We start from the raw sequence: 17635 nt of genomic DNA, 5'->3' as shown, positions 1-17635 counted from the left end.
TGTCCTGCGCAACAAACCCAAGGAAGCAGGATGTCTGAGAACGTGGTGTTGCAGGTGGAGGGGCTGTGTTTTGCCTATCCCGAATGTGGGGTGCTCAACCAGTGGTCGGTGGCGCTGCCTGCAGGCCTGGCGCTGGTGCGTGGCGACGAAAGCAGTGGCAAGACCACGCTGCTGCGCCTGCTTGCGGGTGAACTCACGGCACAGGCCGGGCGCATCACGCTGCAGGGTGTGAGCCTGGGCGACGCGCCCAAGGCCTTTGCGCGCATGGTGTTCTGGGTTGATCCCCGTGCTGGCGACCTTGACAAACTCACCGCCCGTGGCTGGCTGGACAGCCTGCCCGCGCACTACCCGCTGTGGGATGCGGCAGCGCTGGCCACGCACATTGAAGGCTTCACGCTGCACGAGCATCTGGACAAGCCGTTCTACGCGCTGTCCACCGGCAGCAAGCGCAAGGTGCTCATGGCCGGGGCGCTGGCCTCGGGCGCGCCGCTGACCTTGATCGACGAGCCTGTGGGCGGGCTGGACAAGCCGTCGGCCACCTACCTGGGCCGCGCCCTGGCGCAGGTGGTGGGCCAGCCCGGGCGCGTGGTGGTCGTGGCGCACTACGAGGCTTTGCCAGGCGTGCCCTGGGGCACGGTGGTGGAACTGAACAGTTGAGTGGTGTCCGGGGCACCGAGCGCCTGCGCCTTCCGCCCCCGCTTGTTTTAGACTGGGCCGCTATCGGGTGTTTTCCCGTTCTCTGAAGGACTGTTCCATGGACGCGCTTCTTTTTGCCCCGGTGGCGGTTGCCATTGCGCTCACGCCCGGCCCCAACAATTTCTGTGGCCTCAACAACGGCATTCGCGCGGGGATTGGTGCGGCCATGGTGGCGACGCTGGGGCGGGTGGCTGCGTTCGCGATTTTCCTGACGGTGTCTGCGGTGGGCTTGGGGGCCATGCTGCTGGCGTCCGAGGCGGCCTTCACGGCCGTGAAGTGGGTAGGGGCCTGCTACCTGTTCTGGCTGGGCTGGCGCGCGTGGCGCAGCCGCGAGTTCAGCGGGCTGGATGTGGTGGATGGCGCAGACGGAGGTGCGGTCAAAGCGGGCGGTGCACCGGTGCGCCTGCAGTCGCTCATCGCGCAGGAGTTCTTGCTGGGCATCACCAATCCCAAGGCCATCATCCTGTTTGCAGCGGTCTTTCCGCAGTTCATCGACCCCGGCCAGCCGGCCCTGCGCCAGTTTGTGGTGCTGGGGGCGGTGTACCTGGGGGCTGAGTTTGTCTCCACGGCGGTGTATGCGGCGGGGGGCCGGCAGATCCGCCGGTTTATCCGCACCTCACGGGGTGTGGTGCGTCTCAACAAGGCCACCGGCGGGTTCTTCATGGGGGCGGGTGGCCTGCTGCTGGCCACCAATCGGTAACTCGGGGACTACATCGCCTTGAAAAGGTGCGCGTAAAGGCGGCTCACGGGCAGCTTCTCGGTCCGGCCCGCCAGCTCCAGATGCAGCTTGCCCGCCTCGTCGCGCGTCACCGTGGTGATGGCGCTGGCGCGCACCAGGGTGCTGCGATGGATCTGCCAGAACACCTGCGTATCAAGCTGGCTCGTCAGCTCCTTGAGCGGCGTGCGGATCAGGTACTCGCGCGCCGCAGTCAGCACCCGCACGTATTTGTCGGCCGCTTCAAAGTACAGCACGTCGGCCACCGGCACCATGTGGATCTGGCTGCCGCTGCTGGCCTGGATGAGGGTGAGGGGGGCGGTGCTGCTTGGTGCCGCTGCAGCGGATGGCGAGGCAATGCCGGGCGCTGCCAGCAGGTGGCGCAGCTGCTCCATGGTTGCTTCTAAATTGATAGCTGGTTGCGCTTTATTCATAAGCGCTATCTGCAGTTTTTGCACTGTTTTTTGCAGCCGGGCCGCCTGCACGGGCTTGAGCAGGTAGTCCACAGCCTGGGCTTCAAACGCTTGCACGGCGTACTGGTCGTAGGCCGTCACGAATACGAGTGCGGGAAACGGTTTGTCGTCGGGCCAGGCGTCGGCCAGTTCCACGGCGGCATCCAGCCCGCTCTGGCCCGGCATGCGGATGTCAAAGAAGAGCACGTCGGGGAGCAGTGCCAGCGCCTGCCTGACGGCCGACAGGCCGTCGCCCACGGTCGCGGCGATCTGCAGCGCGGGCCAGGCGCGGGCCAGCTCCTGCTGCAGTGCGGCAGCCAGCAGGTGTTCATCCTCGGCAATCAGGGCGCGGGGGGCGGGCTGGTTCATGGGCTTGGAGCGGATTTCAAAGGAAAAACGACGCTAGCGCTTGTCCCACCTGCGCTAGCAGCTATCAAATCAAGAGTGCCTGATGCGCCGTGCAAGGTGGCCAGGCGTTCGCGCACCTGGGTCAGACCAAAGCTTTGACCGGGGCCCGGCGTGGGCAGGGTGCCGGGCAGGCCCACGCCGGTGTCGTTGACCTCGATCACCAGCAGCGGGCCATTGGCGCCCGGGCGCGTGCTGGCACGCACGGTGATGTGGCCGCCTTCCACCTGGGGCTCCAGGCCGTGGCGTATGGCGTTTTCCACCAGGGGCTGCAGCAGCAGTGGCGGCACGGGCACTTCCCGCAGTGCCTCGGGCAGGTCCAGCGTGTAGGCCATGCGCGGGCCCATGCGCACCGCCATCAGCTCCAGGTAGTCGCGCAGGCGGTCAAACTCGTTGGACAGCGGGTGCTGGGTGCTGCGCGACGCGGTGAGCGTGGCGCGCAGGTAGGCAATCATGCGGTCCAGCATCTCTTGCGCACGCGCGGGGTCTGTGCCGATCAGCACGCGCAGGTTGGCCAGCGTGTTGAACAGCATGTGCGGTTCGAGCTGGGTTTCCAGCAGCTTCAGGCGGGCCTCGCTCGCGTGCATGCGCGCCTCGGCCATCTTGTCCTCCAGATACGCCGATTTGTGGATGGCGTAGAAGTAGTAGCTGCCCACCAGCCCGGCAATGGCCGTGATGAGAATGGATGTGCGCTGGTCAGACCCGGTAGTGGACGTGCCCGGTGGGTAGAAGTGAAAGTAGTACACGCACAAGGCGTTGGCCAGCGCCGTGCCTGCCACGTACCCCACAACGATGCCCCCCGCCACCAGCGCCATGCCTTGCCACCCATGCGGCCAGCCCGTTTCGGCGGCAGACGGTATCAATTCGCGCCCCAGGTCGATCACGGCCCAGGTGAAGGTGCCGATCAGTATCGAATACACCACCGGCGGCCCGTAGGGCTTGTCGGGCATGAACGCATATTGGATAGTCGCAACGACCAGGGTGAAGGCGAGCACCTGAAGGAAGTGCCGCAGCTTGCTGATGCCGTTGAAGGGGCGTCGCAGCATCATGGCCGGTGCTGATCTTGCTGCTTTTGGGCTTGTTCGCGCTGCAGGGCTTCGCGCTCGCGCTGCACCATGCGTTCGCGCAGGCCGTCGCCACTGCCCAGCAGGAACACCGACACCCCATGCAGCATCAGCCCCAGGCCCCAGCCCAGCAGTGGATAGATCGACCAGGGGCGCGTACCGAATGCGTAGCGCGACATGGCAAAGAGCAGCGCGTTCACCAGCACGAACGCTGCAGCGTGCACGTACCAACCCAGCTTGGCGCTGGCGCGCCGGCGGGCCAGCGTTTCGATTTCTTCGGGGCTAAGAGGGGCGGTCATGGCGGGGCGGTCGGGGGTGAAAAGCTCGGGGCGCTGCAGGGATTCTAGGGGCGGGCTACGCCGGGCAGGTGTGGCGCGCCACCGTGGCCACAGCCTGGGCGTCCAGCGTCAGCCCCATGTGGTTCACGCCGGGCACCAGGGTCACGGGCACAGGCTTGCCCGACTGGGCAAACAGATCGGCAAAGCGGTCGGCGTAAAAAAGCTCATCGTCCTGCCCGGCCACGATGCAGACCGTGCCCCGGGCATTGCGGATGTCGGCCTGGTAGTCGTCGTGGGGGCGAAAGTTGGTGGCCACCGTGTACGAATAGCGGGGCGTGAGCAGCTCGCGGGCTACGTCGTTGAGGGCAAAGCTCAGCACGGGCAGGTGGTTCCACCGGGTGATGCCGATCTGATTGAGCAGCGTGATGGCAACCATGCGGGGCAGGCCCACCGACACCCAGCCGCCGCTGTCAGGCCGCGATGTGGGGGCGTTGTGGTGCAAAAAAGGCGAAAGCAGCACATAGCGGTCGAACAGGTCCTGCCGCGCGCTGCCCGCAAAACGCAGCGCAAACCCGCCGCCTGCCGAAAACCCCATCAGCGTTTGCGGGCCAGCGTGCGGCACGGCGCGCAGAAAGTCCTCGATGTCGTCTTCCATCTGGCCGATGTACGCGGCATGGCCCCTGGGGCCGGACGCGCCGTGCCCCCGCATGTCCAGGGATGCCACGGCATAGCCCTCAGCCGCCAGCGCCTGTGCCAGCACGTGGTTGGACTGCCCGCGTGCGGAAGACCCATGCACCAATACCACCCGGCGCTGTGGTGTGGCTGCTGTTGCCGGACTGGGGCTGTAGCCATGCCACGCCAGTGAAGTGCCGTCGCGCGCTGTGTAGCGCTGGACTGGTGGAACACCGCTGTAGTCCACACCCTTGAACGGATTGTTGATGCTGGACAGCGGCGGGATGTCGTGGGGGCCGCCCCAGGCGATGGCGGCAGCAAGTCCGGCAAGCCCCAGGGTCAGCAAGGCGGCAGCGATGAACAAGGGGTACCGGCTGCGGGGCCGCAATCTGGAGGTTTGCGTCATGGTGGCGAGCAGGCCGAGGGTGGCGGCAGAGATGAGGAGCATGGGGGCGTGTGACGCAGGATGGCCGCGTTAGGGCACTGGTTGAAAGGGGTGCAAGGGTTGCAGGTGCTGGGCGAAGAACGCCACGATGCGTGCATCCACCTCGGGCAGCACCTTGCGGTCAAAGCCGGGCGGGTCGCCCAGCAGCGCGGTCTGCACGTCGCTCAGCAGGTGCAGCGGTGGCATGGGCGACAGCATGGCGCCGTGGCTGGCGTCCGGCAGGTGGGCTACGTGGGTGCAGCAGTCCTGGCAGGCCGTGAGCACGGCGTCACTGTGAAAGCGCGGTACCTGGTTCACATCCATGCCCGCAGTCACCAGCCCCAGCGCGATGCTTGGGGTGGCAAGGGTGGCCATGTCAAAGTCGGCTGCAAAGGGCACGCTGGCCACGGCGGCTTGTATGCGGGGGTCCTGGTGTGTGTAGGCGGTGTCATCGCCAAAGCGGTGCCGTATCACGGTCAGTGCAAACCACTTCTTCAGGCCATCCAGCAGGTTGCCGTGCAAACGGGTGATGAACCCGACACAGGAGGAAAAATCATCGGCAATGTGGGCCTCGCAGTGCTGACGAAAGCGAGCGGGCGACCACGCGCCGCCCGCCAGCGTCAACGCCGTGTGGCCACCGGCGGAACCACCGAAGACCCCCACCTTGTCCAGGGTGAGCAACGGGGCCAGGCGGTTGTCTTGGGCCACGGCGTCGATGGCGCGGGAGACCTCGGCGGGGCGGCGCTTCCAGCTCTCGGGGCCGGGAGTGGATGGGTCTTTGGAGTTGTCTCCCGCATGTTCGGGCAATGCCACGACAAAACCTGCGGCCACCATTGCACGCGCAAGGTCGGTGTGGACCCACGGATTGCCGCCCGAACCGTGTGTGATGACGATCAGGCGGCCGTTGCCCCGCACGGGGCTGCCTTGCCAGGCCAGCTGCAGCTGGAAGGGGCCGCGCTGCACGGGTTCGTCGGCACTGCTGCTGGGGTAGAACACCGTGATGGGGCCATCCCCCAGCAAGCCGGGCAATTCCATCAGCCCCGTGCCCGCCTGGGAGTCGGTGACCGCACCCCATGTCGCCAGTGTCAGCAGGGTCAGGGTCAGTCGTCGGAGCATCTTCATGGGATTTCTTTCGTGCGGAAGGAGGGTGTAGACGGGTTCAAGGACGTTGCCCCTGCTGCGCCAGACGGTCGCGTTCGGCCTGCACCATGCGCTCATGCAGCCCGCCGCCAGCGATCAGGAACACCACCGCCCCATGCACCACCAGGCCGATGCCCCATCCCAGGGCGGGGTACACCGCCCAGTGCCGCCCGCTGGCGGCCGACAAGGTGATCAGCAGCAGGTTGACCAGCAGATAGACGCCGGCGTGCATGTACCAGCCGAGTTTGGCCCCGGCGCGCTTGCGGGCCAGGCGTTCCATGGGGTCTTGGGTGGGGTGGATGTAGTGCATGGTGATGTCTCCAGACAAGGTGAGTCAGTTCGATGGGAGGGCAGGGTTCTGGCGGGGCTCAGGCGCCCACGGGGGATGCGCCGTAGACCACGCTTTGCTGCGCCAGGCGCCACATCCGCAGGGCCCGGGCGGCGAACAGGCCGTTGAACACCCCATAAAGGGCCGAGATCTGCAGCGCGAAGGTGCCGTCCCGTGCCAGGGTGGGTTGCATGGCCAGCTCCACCCCTACGAAATACTTGGTCAGGAAGATGCCAACGATCAGCGCGAGCGGCATGGCGCTGCCCGGAATGTAAAAACTGCGCGAAGAGGCGCTGTAGAGCGTGCCGGTGGGCGCCGTGGGCTGGAACCACAGGGCCAGCGCCGTGGTCGCCGTGGCGGCTGCCAGCCAGAGACCCACCGCCTGAACGCCGGAGGAGGCCGAACCGCCGAATGCCGACAGCAGGCCTGCCACCGAAAAGGCGGCCATGCCCAGCGGCATGAGCTGGGTTCGCAGCAGGCTGGCGCTGCGGTCGCGCAGCTGGCTGGCGCCCAGCCCCACCAGGCCGGCCAGCATGCCCCAAACCCAGTAGGGGGTGTGACTGATGACCTGGAGCATTGCTTGGGGTTGGTGAACAATCAAATTGAGCAGCATGGGGATCTCCTGAGTGGAAAGGGCAGATGGAGAGGGAACGGCAGGGTCAGATCACGCCCAGTGCCGACCAGAGCGAATGGCCGAGAAAGCGATCAGGCAGCAGAGTGAAGCCACCGGCCACCACGCAGGCGCCGATGTAGACGCGCTGCATCGTCTTGCGATGCCCGTCGATGTTGCGCCGGGCCAGGAAGACAAAAGACAGCACCAGCATCCCCAGCGTGACCGGTATCAGCAGGTGGATCAGCCCGAAGCTGCCCCAGCGCGGGCCCGGACCCCCACTGATGAAAATGGCCGACACGGCTGTGGCCACCATCAGGGTTACCCAGGCATACCCGGCGGCGCGGTGCAGGCGCGGGCGTTGGGTGGCACCCTTGCGGGCCCACAGGGCGATGGGGCCGATGGCGGTCGCGGCGAGCGCTGCGGCGAGGTGGATGGCGATGACGGGGGTGAGTTGCATGGTGTGGCTCCGGGCTCGTTCTTCAATGGAGCGGACTGTGCCGACACCGCCCCGTCGCTGCCAGCGGCTTGCGACGAAATGCGCCAGGGCCGCCGCGAAATGCAGGAGCGCGGCGTGACTTGCAGGGCATTTTTGGTGGTCGGCCCGTTGGTGGATGCGTCTTCCCTACGAATTGCTTTGACCCCAAGGTTTACTTTTCTTCGCACAGCGTTCAAAGCAACGCGTGAACTGAGCCTCTACGATCCGGTACGGTTGACAGTGCTGACACCCGCCCAGCACGCACCCCGAGAACACGAATCAAGACCGCCATGAACCCTCAAGAAGTCAACGCGCCCCCGCCATCGGCCATTCCTCCCGCTCCCCCCGGCAAACCGCCACGCCGATCCCGATGGGTAGGAAGCCTGCTGGCGCTGGTGTTGGTGGGGCTGGTAGGAGGGGCGGCGTGGTATCTCATCCAGCGGGCCAATGGTGAATCCAGCGGCGGTCCGGGCTTTCCGGGGGGCGGGCGCCCCATGGTCACGGTGGGAGATGCCGTGGTGCGCAAGGCTGAACTGCCGGTGATCATCGATGCGCTGGGCACCGTGATCCCCGCCACCACGGTCACGCTGCGGCCCCAGGTGTCGGGCATGCTGACCCAGGTGCTGTTCACCGAGGGGCAGATGGTCAAAAAAGGGCAGTTGCTGGCGCAGATCGACCCCCGCCCCTTCGAGCAGGCGCTGATGCAGGCCCAGGGCACCCGCCAGCGCGACGAGGCGCAGCTGGAGAACGCGCGCCTCACGCTGGAGCGCTACCGCACATTGCTGTCGCAAGACTCCATCGCCCGCCAGGACGTGGACACGCAGGCCGCGCTGGTCAAACAGCTCGAAGGCACGGTGATGACCGACAAGGCCCAGGAGGGCACGGCGCGCCTGAACCTGGACTACACACGCATCACCGCGCCCGCGTCGGGGCGCATCGGTCTTCGCACCGTGGATGCGGGCAACTACGTGACCTCGGGCGACACGGCGGGCCTGGCCACCATCACGCAGGTGGCACCCATCGACGTGCAGTTCTCCGTGCCGCAGGACCGCGTGGCTGACATCCAGGCAGCGCAGGGCGCAGCGGACGCCCTGGCCGTGACGGCGCTGGACCGCACGCGCAAGGCCGAACTCGACAAGGGCCGGTTTTCGACGCTGGACAATCAGGTGGACACCACCACCGGCACCGTCAAGGCCAAGGCGCGGTTCGAGAACGCGGCGGGTGCCCTGTTTCCCAACCAGTTTGTGAACGTGCAACTGCTGCTGCGCAACGTGCCTGCGCTGGTGGTGCCGGTGACTGCCGTGCGCACTGGCGCCAATGGCGACTACGTCTATGTCATCAACGAAGACCGCACGGTGTCGCTGCGCAAGGTCAAGCGCGGTCAGGCCACGGTGGGGCTGATGGCGATCACCGAAGGCCTGAAGGAAGGCGAACGTGTGGTGACCGAGGGCGGGGACCGCTTGCAGGATGGCATGGCCGTGCAGCTGCCGGGTGCGCAGGCCGCCCGTGCACCGCGTGCGGGGGCCAGCGGGCCGCGAGGGGAGCGTGGAGAAGGTGGCCAGCGCCGCCAGCGTCCTCCTCAGAATCCCTGAGCGCGACACGACAACATGAGTCCTTCACGTCCATTCATTGAAAGGCCCGTGGCCACTGCGCTGCTGATGATTGCCATCGTGCTGGCAGGGCTGGTGGGTTTCCGCTTTCTGCCGCTGTCGGCCTTGCCCGAGGTGGATTACCCCACCATCCAGGTGCAGACCCTGTACCCGGGTGCCAGCCCCGAGGTCATGAGCCGCACGGTGAGTGCGCCGCTGGAGCGCCAGTTTGGCCAGATGCCTGGGCTCACGCGCATGGCGTCCACCAGCGCCTCGGGGGTGTCCATCATCACGCTGCAGTTTGGCCTGGGGCTGGCGCTGGATGTGGCCGAGCAGGAGGTGCAGGCGGCCATCAACGCGGGCAATTCGCTGCTGCCTGCAGACCTGCCCGCACCGCCGGTCTACGCCAAGGTGAACCCTGCCGACGCGCCGGTGCTCACGCTGGCCATCAGCTCTGACACGCTGCCGCTCACCGAAGTGCAGAATCTGGTGAACACGCGCCTGGCGCAGAAGATCAGCCAGGTTTCCGGTGTGGGGCTGGTGTCGCTGGCGGGTGGGCAGCGGCCTGCCGTGCGCATCCAGGCCGACACCAAGGCGCTGGCGTCGTACGGCATTGGCCTCGATACCCTGCGCACGGCCATCACGTCGGCCAACGCCAACAGTGCCAAGGGCAGTTTTGACGGCCCGCAGCGCTCGTACACCATCAATGCCAACGACCAGTTGCTGACGGTGGACGACTACAAGAACCTCATCGTGTCGTGGCGCAACGGCGCGCCGGTGCGCATGCTGGAGGTGGCGCGTGTGGTGGAGAGTGCGGAGAACAACCGGCTGGGCGCGTGGGCGGGGGTCAACGACCCCCTCCGCGCCGCGCCGGGCCGCCCCAAGCAAGCGGACGTCCCCCCGGGGGGCAGCGAACCACACGAAGTGGGGAGCGTGGGGGCTTCCATCACTCCAGCGATCATCCTCAACGTGCAGCGCCAGCCGGGCGCCAACGTGATCGCCACGGTGGACAACATCAAGAAGCTGCTGCCCGAGCTGCAGGCGGGCCTGCCCGCATCGCTCAAGGTGCAGGTGCTGTCGGACCGCACCACGGGCATCCGGGGCTCGGTCCACCATGTGGAGCTGGAACTGGTGCTGGCCGTGCTCATGGTGGTGCTGGTGATCTTCTTCTTTCTGCACAGCCTGCGCGCCACGGTGATTGCCAGCCTGGCCGTGCCCATTTCGCTCATTGGCACCTGCGGCGTGATGTACCTGCTGGGCTACAGCCTCAACAACCTGAGCCTGATGGCGCTGACGATTGCCACCGGCTTTGTGGTGGACGATGCCATCGTGATGATCGAGAACATCGCGCGCTATCTGGAGGAGGGCGAGCCGCCGTTCCAGGCGGCGCTCAAGGGCGCGACGCAGATTGGCTTCACCATCATCTCGCTCACGGTGTCGCTGATCGCGGTGCTGATCCCGCTGCTCTTCATGAGCGATGTGGTCGGCCGGCTCTTTCGCGAGTTCGCGGTCACGCTGGCCATCACCATTCTCATCTCGGGCGTGGTGTCGCTCACCCTCGTGCCCATGATGGCTGCGCGCTGGCTGCGCGCCGAGCCCGCTGGGGGCCCGAAGGGCGTGGCGGGCCGTATCAACAGGGGTTTCGAGCGGGTGATTGGCGGCTATGACCGCTGGCTGCAGTGGGTGTTGCGCCACCAGGGCGCCACGCTGGTGGTGGCGGTGATGACGCTGGCCCTCACGGCGCTCTTGTATGTGGTCATCCCGAAGGGGCTTTTTCCCACGCAGGACACCGGGCAACTGCAGGCGCGCGTCGAGGCGTCGCAGGATGTCTCGTACGCCCGCATGAGTGAACTCCAGCAAGCCGCCGTACGCGCCATCTTGCAAGACCCCGACGTGTTGTCGCTCAGCTCGTTTGTGGGTGTGGATGCGGCCAACAACACCATGCTCAACGCCGGGCGCATGCTGATCAATCTCAAGCCTGACCGCGACGGGCAGGAAGCCATCATGCAGCGGCTGCGTGAGCGTGTGCGGTCGGTGGCGGGTGTCACGCTGTACCTGCAGCCCACGCAGGATCTGACGATCGATGCGGAAACCGGCCCCACCGAGTACCGCGTGTCGATTGGCGGTGTGGATGCCGCGCAGGTCAACGACTGGACCCGCAAGCTCGCCGAGCGACTGCAGCGCGAGCCCAAGGTGCGCAACGCCACGACCGATGCGGGCGCGCAGGGCCTGTCGGCCTTTGTGGACATTGACCGCAACACGGCATCCCGCCTGTCGGTCACGGCCAGCAGCGTGGACGACACGCTCTACAGCGCGTTTGGCCAGCGCATCGTGTCCACCATCTTCACCGAGACCAACCAGTACCGCGTGATCCTGGAAGCCCAGCAGGAAGGCATGAACACGCCTGAGGCTCTGGGCACCTTGCAGCTGCGCACAGGCTCCGGCACGCCCACGCCGCTGGCGGCTGTGGCCACCATCCGCGAGCAACTGGCGCCGCTGCAGATCACGCGCGTGGCCCAGTACCCGGCGGCAACGCTGGGGTTTGACAAGGCCGAGGGCGTGTCCTTGGGCAGTGCGGTGGACGCCATCCGCGCTGCCGCGAAGGAAATCGGGATGCCGCAGGGCTTGTCGATGGAGTTCCTGGGGGCTGCCGGGGCTTACGAAAAATCGCTATCCAGCCAGCTGTGGCTCATCCTGGCGGCCATGGTGTGCGTGTACATCGTGCTCGGCGTGCTGTACGAGAGCTATATCCACCCGGTCACGATCCTCTCCACCCTGCCTTCCGCCGGGGTGGGGGCGCTGCTGGCGCTCATGGTGTCGGGCAACGACCTGGGGGTGATCGGCATCATCGGCATCATCCTGCTGATCGGCATCGTCAAGAAGAACGCGATCATGATGATCGACTTCGCCATCGACGCCGAGCGCCACCAGGGCATGGGGCCGCAGCAGGCCATCCACCAGGCCGCGCTGCTGCGCTTTCGCCCCATCCTCATGACCACGCTGGCAGCGCTGTTTGCCGCGCTGCCGCTGATGCTGGGCTGGGGCGAGGGCGCGGAACTGCGCCGGCCCCTGGGGCTGGCGATTTTTGGCGGCCTGATCCTGAGCCAGATGCTCACCCTTTTCACCACGCCGGTGATCTATCTGGCGTTTGACCGGCTGGGCCGCCGCTGGACGGGCCGGGGCACGGCGGCGGCGCCGGTCCAGGCCGGGGAGGTGTCGTGAATCTCTCGCGCCCCTTCGTCGAGCGGCCGGTCGCCACCGTGCTGCTGACCATTGGCGTGGCCCTGGCGGGGATCGCCGCATTTTTTGTGCTGCCCGTATCGCCTTTGCCGCAGGTGGACTATCCGGCCATTTCGGTCTCGGCCAGCCTGGCGGGCGCCAGCCCCGAAACCATGGCCACCAGCGTGGCCACCCCTCTGGAGCGGCGGCTGGGGGTGATTGCCGGGGTCAACGAAATGACCTCGACCAGCTCCAACGGATCGGCGCGTGTGAGCCTGCAGTTCGACCTGAACCGCAACATCGACGCGGCCGCGCGCGAGGTGCAGGCCGCCATCAACGCGGCGCGGGCCGACCTGCCCGCCACGCTGCGCAGCAACCCCACGTACCGAAAGCGCAACTCGGCGGCATCACCCGTCATCATTCTGGCGCTGACATCCAAGACGCGCACGCCGGGTGAGATCTACGATGCCGTCTCCAACGTGGTGAGCCAGCGCCTGTCGCAGGTGGACGGTGTGGGCGAGGTGGAGATTGGCGGCGGCTCGCTGCCCGCCGTGCGGGTGGAGCTGCTGCCCTTTGCGCTCAACCGCTACGGCATCAGCACCGAAGACGTGCGCGCTGCCATCCAGGCCTCCAACGCCAACCGGCCCAAGGGCGCCATCGAGGGCGACGGGCGCCGCCTGCAGATCTACACGCCATCGCCAGCGCGCAAGGCGGCAGAGTACGAATCGCTCATCGTCGCCTGGCGCAACAATGCCGCCGTGCGGCTGGGGGATGTGGCGCGCGTGGTGGACGGGGTGGAAAACCGCCGCACCGTGGGGCTGTTCAACGGCGACCCCGCCATCATCGTGCTGGTCACGCGCCAGCCGGGTGCCAACATCATCGAAACGGTGGATGCCGTGCGCGCGCTGTTGCCCGACCTGCAGGCCCAGCTGCCGCAGGACATCCAGGTGGCCGTGGCGTCGGACAGCACCAACTCCATCCGCTCCTCCCTGCATGAAATCGAGCTGACCCTGATGGTCTCCATCGCCCTCGTGGTGCTGGTGGTGGGCCTCTTCCTGCGCAAGGCGCGGGCCACGGTGATCCCGGCGGTGGCCACTGTGGTGTCGCTGCTGGGAACCTTCGGCGTGATGTACTTCCTGGGCTTCAGCCTCAACAACCTGAGCCTGATGGCGCTGACCGTGGCCACAGGTTTTGTGGTGGACGATGCCATCGTGGTGCTGGAAAACACCATGCGCCACATCGAGGCCGGCATGGACCGCATGCAGGCCGCGCTGCAGGGTGCGCGGGAGGTGGGCTTCACCGTGCTGTCCATCAGCCTGTCGCTGGTGGCGGTGTTCATTCCGCTGCTGTTCATGGACGGCCAGGTGGGGCGGCTGTTCCGCGAATTCGCCATCACGTTGTCAGCGGCGGTGATGATTTCGCTGGTGATCTCGCTCACCACCACGCCCATGATGTGTGCGTGGCTGCTGCGGGCGCACGACCCGGCCAGCGACAAGCCCCCGTCGCGCCTGGCGCGGTGGGCAGAGCGCGGCTACCAGGGCGTGCTGCGCGGGTATGGACACAGCCTGGACTGGGCCCTGGCCAGCAAAGGCCTGGTGGTGCTCATCCTGCTGGCGGTGATCGGGCTCAACGTGTACTTGTTCGCGAAGATCCCTAAAGGGTACTTCCCCGAGCAGGACAACGGCCAGCTCAACGCGGGCCTCAGGGCCGACCAGAGCATTTCGTCCGAAGCCCTGGCGCGCAAGCTGCGCCAGGCCGTGGAGATCATCCGCAAGGACCCAGCGGTGGACACCGTCGTCGGCTTCTCGGGTGGCAGCCGGGCCGGGGGTGGGTTCATGTTTGTGAACCTCAAACCGTTGAAGCAGCGCACGGACAGCACACCGGCCGTCATTGCGCGGCTGCGGCCGCAGCTCAACCAGATCACCGGCCTCAGGGTGTTTCTGAACCCCGTGCAGGACCTGCGCATGGGCGGGCGCTCCAGCAACTCCACCTACCAGTACACGCTCAAGAGCGACACCATGGCGGACCTCAAGCAATGGGCGGGCAAGCTGGCCGACCGGCTCAAGGACGAAAGCCTGCTCAAGGACGTGGACACCGACCAGGCGGAGAACGGCGTGGAGACCTATGTGGAGGTGGACCGCGACAGCGCTTCGCGCCTGGGCGTGAGCGCCTCGGCCATCGACAACGCGCTGTACAACGCCTTCGGCCAGCGTTCGGTGGCCACCATCTATGGCGAACTCAACCAGTACGCCGTCATCATGGAGTGGGCGCCGGAGTACACCCGGGGCCCGCCGGCCCTGAAAGATATCTACGTGGCCAGCAACCCGACCGGTGCCACGGGGACGGCCGCCAACCCGGGCCAGCGCGGTGCGTCCACGGGCAATGTCATCAGCACTGCGGCATCGACCATGGTGCCGCTGAGCGCCGTGGCGCGCGTGGTGGAGCGGGCGTCACCCACGTCCATCAGCCACCAGGATGGCGAGCTGGCCACTACCATCTCGTTCAACATCGACCCCGGAACCTCGCTCGCGCAGGCGCGCCAGGTCATCGAGCAGGCCGAGGCCGACATTGCCATGCCCACCAACGTGCGCGGCAGCTTCCAGGGCACGGCGCTCAGCGCCCAGCAGTCGCAGGGGCAACAGCTGTTCCTGATCCTCACCGCCATCGTGGTGATCTACATCGTGCTGGGTGTTCTGTATGAAAGCCTGATCCACCCGATTACGGTGCTCACCACGCTGCCGTCGGCGGGGGTGGGCGCCGTGCTGGCGCTGCTGCTGTTCAACATGCAGTTCACCATCATTGCGCTCATCGGCGTGTTCCTGCTGATCGGCATCGTCAAGAAGAACGCGATCATGATCATCGACTTTGCGCTGGACGCCGAGCGCGCGCGCGGGCTCACGGCCCTGGAGGCCGTGCGCGAAGCCTGCCTGCTGCGGTTTCGCCCCATCCTGATGACCACGATGGCTGCTGCGCTGGGTGCACTGCCGCTGGCCATCGGCTTCGGCCAGGGCTCGGAGCTGCGCCAGCCGCTGGGCGTGGCGATCATCGGCGGGCTCATCGCGAGCCAGTTGCTCACCTTGCTGACGACGCCGGTGGTGTATGTGCTGCTCGACAAGCTGCGCAAGCCCGCACCCAACGAACAACAACTCAGCCGCGCCGGATCCCCCGGTGCCGCTGTCTGATTACGCACCATGACCCGTCCCTTCATCCCCCTCGTACCGGGTGCACGCGCCGCACGCTGGGCCAGCCTCGGGCTCGCGCTGACGCTGCTGTCTGCCTGCTCCGTCACTCCGCCGTACCAGCGCCCCGAGATGCCTGTGCCGGCCACGTTCAAGGAGGCGGGCGCCACCTGGGCGCCAGCCGCGCCTGCCGACGCGCTGGACCGTGGACCCTGGTGGGAGCTGTTCGGAGACGCCGAGCTGAACCGGCTGGCGGAGCAGGTGCAGCTATCCAACCAGAACATTGCCGCCGCAGTGGCTGCCTATGCCCAGGCGCAGGCCGTGGTGCGGCAGCAGCGCGCGGGGCTGCTGCCTTCCGTCAGCCTGTCGGGCGGTGCCACGCGTTCGGGTGGCGAGGGCGCCAGCCGGTCCGGCACCACGACCCAAGCCTCGTTGGGGGTGGACTGGGCCCCGGACCTCTGGGGGCGGCTCGAAAGCGGCGTCAACAATGCCCAGGCCAGTGCGCAAGCCAGCGAGGCCGACCTTGCGTCGGCCCGCCTGTCCGCCGTGGGCAGCCTGGCCTCTGCCTATTTCCAGTTGCGCGAGGCCGATGCGGAAATCGGGCTGCTGCAGGCCACGGTGGAGGGTTACGAGCGCAGCCTGCAGATCGCCAGGAATCGTTATTCCGCCGGAGTGGTGGCCCAGACCGATGTGCTGCAGGCGCAGACCCAACTGGCAAACGCGCGGGCCGACCTGGCCACCGCGCGCCAGAACCGGGCGCGGTTCGAGCACGCGCTGGCGGTGCTGACGGGGCAGGCGCCCTCCGACTTTGTCGTGCCCAGTGCGCCGTGGGTGGCCCAAGTGCCCGAGGTGCCACCAGGCGTCCCCTCAACCCTGCTGCAGCGCCGCCCCGACATCGCGTCGGCAGAGCGGGCCGTGGCCGCTGCCAACGCGCAGATCGGCATCCAGCGCGCGGCGTACTTTCCCAGCCTGAGCCTGGGCGCCACCCTCGGCAGCGGTGGCAGCAGCGTGGCGGATCTGTTCAAGGCGTCGGGCACTGTGTGGTCGCTGGGGCTGTCCATTGCACAGACTGTGTTTGATGCAGGTGCCACCGCCGCCCGCGTGGAGGAGGCGCAGGCTGCACGCGATGCCCGTGTGGCCGTCTACCGCCAGACCGTGCTGACGGCCTTCCAGAGCGTGGAAGACCAGCTCACCGTGCTGCGCACCCTGCGAGAACAGGAGCCCTTGCGGCGCGAGGCCGTATCGGCCGCCGAGCGCACGGCGCAGCAACTGCTCAACCGCTATCGCGAAGGGCAGGTGGGCTACACCGAGGTGGTGACCGCGCAAGTGTCAGCGCTGTCTGCCCAGCGCGCCCTGCTGCAGCTGCAGGTCAACCGCCAGCTGGCCGTGGTGGCGCTGGTGCAGGCGCTGGGGGGCGGGTGGCAGGCGCGGTGGCAGCCCCCCGCCTGAAGGCTGCGCGGGGCTGCTCGGCATATACTCCTGTTTTGATAGCTGCTAGCGCTTGATAGATAAGCGGTAGAGCCTTGTTTGATTCAAATTTTCTCAAGGAGTGTGCGTGGACGTTGTATTGCTGGTCAAGGCTGCCATCATGGGCGTGGTCGAAGGCCTGACGGAGTTCCTGCCCATTTCTTCCACGGGGCACCTGATCCTGGCGGGCTCTCTGCTGGGATTTGATGATGCCAAGGCCAAGGTGTTTGACATTGCCATCCAGACCGGTGCCATCTTTGCGGTGATCCTGGTGTATTGGCAGAAGATCCGCGCCACGCTGGTGGCCTTGCCCACGCAGCGGCAGGCGCAGCGGTTTGTACTCAATGTGCTCATCGGGTTTTTGCCCGCAGTGGTGCTGGGCCTGTTGTTTGGCAAAGCCATCAAGGCCCATCTGTTTACCCCTGTGGTGGTGGCCAGCACCTTCATCATTGGGGGCTTCATCATTTTGTGGGCAGAGCGCCGATCTCCTGCGGCCACCCGCATCCAGTCGGTGGATGACATGACGCCGCTGGACGCCCTCAAGGTGGGCCTGGTGCAGTGTCTCGCCATGGTGCCGGGCACCAGCCGCAGCGGCTCCACCATCATCGGGGGCATGCTGCTGGGCCTGTCGCGCAAGGCAGCCACCGATTTTTCGTTCTTTCTGGCCATTCCCACGCTCATTGGCGCGGGGGTGTACAGCCTGTACAAGGAGCGCGCGCTGCTGTCGGTGGCCGATCTGCCCATGTTCATCACCGGGCTGGTCTTTTCTTTCCTGAGCGCCTGGCTGTGTGTGCGCTGGTTGTTGCGCTACATCAGTACCCATAGCTTTGTACCGTTTGCGTACTACCGCATCGTGTTTGGCATCGTTGTTCTGGTGACAGCATGGACTGGATGGGTGCAGTGGGCGGACTGATAATCC

15 protein-coding genes are annotated in these 17635 nt (G+C 66.7%); 7 read left to right on the top strand and 8 right to left on the bottom strand.

The genetic code is table 11. The features are described 5' to 3' along the window. Window positions 1-30 precede the first annotated feature (30 nt). Complete coding sequence (locus tag AC2YJX_RS24875) at window positions 31-657, top strand: ABC transporter ATP-binding protein (protein ID WP_487257593.1); 627 nt, start codon at window positions 31-33, stop codon at window positions 655-657. A gap of 97 nt (window positions 658-754) precedes the next feature. Then, the gene (locus tag AC2YJX_RS24870) at window positions 755-1396 is read left to right on the top strand and encodes a LysE family translocator (RefSeq protein WP_055396280.1); all 642 of its coding nucleotides are present in this window, start codon (window positions 755-757) and stop codon (window positions 1394-1396) included. Window positions 1397-1404: 8 nt separating this feature from the next. Here the strand turns inward: AC2YJX_RS24870 and AC2YJX_RS24865 are convergent, their stop codons facing one another. From AC2YJX_RS24865 to AC2YJX_RS24830, 8 genes are read right to left on the bottom strand one after another with little or no spacing between them, the layout of a single operon-like run. Continuing rightward, entirely contained in the window at window positions 1405-2232 is an 828-nt protein-coding gene (locus AC2YJX_RS24865; RefSeq protein WP_487257592.1) for a LytR/AlgR family response regulator transcription factor, read from the bottom strand. Then, window positions 2229-3317: a sensor histidine kinase gene (locus tag AC2YJX_RS24860; RefSeq protein ID WP_487257591.1), complete on the bottom strand. Its 1089-nt coding sequence runs from the start codon at window positions 3315-3317 to the stop codon at window positions 2229-2231. The genes AC2YJX_RS24865 and AC2YJX_RS24860 overlap by 4 nt, the downstream gene beginning before the upstream one ends. Further along, window positions 3314-3631: a 2TM domain-containing protein gene (locus AC2YJX_RS24855; RefSeq protein ID WP_487257590.1), complete on the bottom strand. Its 318-nt coding sequence runs from the start codon at window positions 3629-3631 to the stop codon at window positions 3314-3316. Before AC2YJX_RS24855 ends, AC2YJX_RS24860 begins: the two co-directional genes overlap by 4 nt. A gap of 55 nt (window positions 3632-3686) precedes the next feature. After that, window positions 3687-4730: an alpha/beta hydrolase gene (locus tag AC2YJX_RS24850; protein WP_487257589.1), complete on the bottom strand. Its 1044-nt coding sequence runs from the start codon at window positions 4728-4730 to the stop codon at window positions 3687-3689. A 27-nt stretch (window positions 4731-4757) separates the two neighbouring features. Then, window positions 4758-5822, bottom strand: coding sequence for an alpha/beta hydrolase family protein (locus tag AC2YJX_RS24845; RefSeq protein ID WP_487257663.1), 1065 nt, complete (start codon window positions 5820-5822; stop codon window positions 4758-4760). A gap of 43 nt (window positions 5823-5865) precedes the next feature. Then, window positions 5866-6156: a 2TM domain-containing protein gene (locus AC2YJX_RS24840; RefSeq protein WP_436130608.1), complete on the bottom strand. Its 291-nt coding sequence runs from the start codon at window positions 6154-6156 to the stop codon at window positions 5866-5868. 58 nt (window positions 6157-6214) lie between these two features. Further along, window positions 6215-6787, bottom strand: a complete 573-nt coding sequence (locus AC2YJX_RS24835; RefSeq protein WP_142144400.1) for a DUF6622 family protein — start codon at window positions 6785-6787, stop codon at window positions 6215-6217. 46 nt (window positions 6788-6833) lie between these two features. Continuing rightward, window positions 6834-7244 carry a DUF2306 domain-containing protein gene (locus AC2YJX_RS24830; protein WP_121419366.1) on the bottom strand — a complete coding sequence of 137 codons (411 nt, stop codon included), beginning with the start codon at window positions 7242-7244 and terminating at the stop codon, window positions 6834-6836. A gap of 308 nt (window positions 7245-7552) precedes the next feature. Here AC2YJX_RS24830 and AC2YJX_RS24825 point away from each other — a divergent pair, with 308 nt between their 5' ends. The 5 genes from AC2YJX_RS24825 to AC2YJX_RS24805 all read left to right on the top strand — a co-directional run bounded on the left by AC2YJX_RS24825 (window position 7553) and on the right by AC2YJX_RS24805 (window position 17629). Next, window positions 7553-8854 (top strand): efflux RND transporter periplasmic adaptor subunit, encoded by a 1302-nt coding sequence (locus tag AC2YJX_RS24825; protein WP_174240365.1) that lies wholly within the window; start codon window positions 7553-7555, stop codon window positions 8852-8854. Between the two features lie 15 nt (window positions 8855-8869). Then, the gene (locus tag AC2YJX_RS24820; RefSeq protein ID WP_487257588.1) at window positions 8870-12073 is read left to right on the top strand and encodes an efflux RND transporter permease subunit; all 3204 of its coding nucleotides are present in this window, start codon (window positions 8870-8872) and stop codon (window positions 12071-12073) included. Next, the gene (locus AC2YJX_RS24815; RefSeq protein WP_487257587.1) at window positions 12070-15252 is read left to right on the top strand and encodes an efflux RND transporter permease subunit; all 3183 of its coding nucleotides are present in this window, start codon (window positions 12070-12072) and stop codon (window positions 15250-15252) included. The genes AC2YJX_RS24820 and AC2YJX_RS24815 overlap by 4 nt, the downstream gene beginning before the upstream one ends. A gap of 9 nt (window positions 15253-15261) precedes the next feature. After that, window positions 15262-16698 carry an efflux transporter outer membrane subunit gene (locus AC2YJX_RS24810; protein WP_487257586.1) on the top strand — a complete coding sequence of 479 codons (1437 nt, stop codon included), beginning with the start codon at window positions 15262-15264 and terminating at the stop codon, window positions 16696-16698. Window positions 16699-16804: 106 nt separating this feature from the next. After that, entirely contained in the window at window positions 16805-17629 is an 825-nt protein-coding gene (locus AC2YJX_RS24805; protein ID WP_121422620.1) for an undecaprenyl-diphosphate phosphatase, read from the top strand. The last annotated feature ends 6 nt before the right edge of the window (window positions 17630-17635 follow it).

This window comes from Acidovorax sp. SRI_002, assembly GCF_057586455.1.
This window is presented reverse-complemented; position numbering and strand designations above follow the sequence as displayed.

Excerpts from the sequence above, each read along its gene's own strand:
- AC2YJX_RS24870 (WP_055396280.1), top strand. The coding sequence starts at position 755 with ATGGACGCGCTTCTTTTTGCCCCGGTGGCGGTTGCCATTGCGCTCACG.
- AC2YJX_RS24865 (WP_487257592.1), bottom strand. The coding sequence starts at position 2,232 with ATGAACCAGCCCGCCCCCCGCGCCCTGATTGCCGAGGATGAACACCTG.
- AC2YJX_RS24860 (WP_487257591.1), bottom strand. The coding sequence starts at position 3,317 with ATGATGCTGCGACGCCCCTTCAACGGCATCAGCAAGCTGCGGCACTTC.
- AC2YJX_RS24845 (WP_487257663.1), bottom strand. The coding sequence starts at position 5,822 with ATGCTCCGACGACTGACCCTGACCCTGCTGACACTGGCGACATGGGGT.
- AC2YJX_RS24875 (WP_487257593.1), top strand. The coding sequence starts at position 31 with ATGTCTGAGAACGTGGTGTTGCAGGTGGAGGGGCTGTGTTTTGCCTAT.
- AC2YJX_RS24820 (WP_487257588.1), top strand. The coding sequence starts at position 8,870 with ATGAGTCCTTCACGTCCATTCATTGAAAGGCCCGTGGCCACTGCGCTG.
- AC2YJX_RS24810 (WP_487257586.1), top strand. The coding sequence starts at position 15,262 with ATGACCCGTCCCTTCATCCCCCTCGTACCGGGTGCACGCGCCGCACGC.
- AC2YJX_RS24855 (WP_487257590.1), bottom strand. The coding sequence starts at position 3,631 with ATGACCGCCCCTCTTAGCCCCGAAGAAATCGAAACGCTGGCCCGCCGG.
- AC2YJX_RS24850 (WP_487257589.1), bottom strand. The coding sequence starts at position 4,730 with ATGCTCCTCATCTCTGCCGCCACCCTCGGCCTGCTCGCCACCATGACG.
- AC2YJX_RS24830 (WP_121419366.1), bottom strand. The coding sequence starts at position 7,244 with ATGCAACTCACCCCCGTCATCGCCATCCACCTCGCCGCAGCGCTCGCC.
- AC2YJX_RS24825 (WP_174240365.1), top strand. The coding sequence starts at position 7,553 with ATGAACCCTCAAGAAGTCAACGCGCCCCCGCCATCGGCCATTCCTCCC.
- AC2YJX_RS24835 (WP_142144400.1), bottom strand. The coding sequence starts at position 6,787 with ATGCTGCTCAATTTGATTGTTCACCAACCCCAAGCAATGCTCCAGGTC.
- AC2YJX_RS24840 (WP_436130608.1), bottom strand. The coding sequence starts at position 6,156 with ATGCACTACATCCACCCCACCCAAGACCCCATGGAACGCCTGGCCCGC.